Genomic DNA, 727 nt, shown 5'->3' with positions numbered 1-727 from the left:
CCCAGCTATGGCTACCGTCGAGTCTGGGGATTGCTGCGTCGCGCCCGTGAAACCCAGTTGCTACCCGCGATCAACGTGAAGCGGGTTTACCGGGTGATGCGTGATCACAACCTGCTGCTTGAACGCCGGATCAAACAACCCGGCGTGCCGCGTCGGCACGAAGGCCGTATTGCCGTGCAAACCAGCGATACGCGTTGGTGCTCGGACGGCTTTGAGTTCCGCTGCGAGGACGGCGCCAAACTGAGCGTGACCTTCGCCCTGGACTGCTGTGATCGCGAAGCCATCGGCTGGGTCGCCAGCCCGACCGGGTACAGCGGCGATGACATCCGCGACCTGATGCTGGAAAGCGTGGAGAAGCGCTTCGGTGATCAACTGCCTGCAACGCCAGTGCAGTGGCTCAGCGATAACGGTTCGGCCTACACCGCTGAACAGACGCGCCTGTTTGCTCGACAGATCGGCTTGCAGCCGGTGACCACCCCAGTACGCAGCCCGCAGAGCAACGGCATGGCAGAGAGCTTCGTGAAGACGATCAAACGTGACTACGTGGCGCACATGCCCAAGCCGGATCGAGAAACGGCGCTGCGTAACCTGGCCATTGCCTTCGAACATTACAACGAGCAGCATCCGCATAGCGCCTTGAACTATCGCTCACCGAGGGAGTTCAGGCGCTTGGCAGTGGCATCAATTTAACGGGGAGTTGGTGTCCGGTTTTGAAGGGGCAAGTCCA

At 60.8% G+C, this 727-nt stretch carries 1 protein-coding gene; it reads left to right on the top strand.

Annotation, left to right across the window (positions count from 1 at the left end):
- Positions 1–690: IS3 family transposase (locus AC30D7_RS28730; RefSeq protein WP_490136328.1), on the top strand; the 690-nt coding region annotated here is incomplete at its 5' end.
- Positions 691–727 lie beyond the last annotated feature (37 nt).

The sequence above is a fragment of the Pseudomonas sp. DF5 genome, from assembly GCF_058148225.1.
The sequence above is the reverse complement of the archived record's forward strand: the minus strand, read 5'-3'. Positions and strand labels throughout refer to the sequence as shown.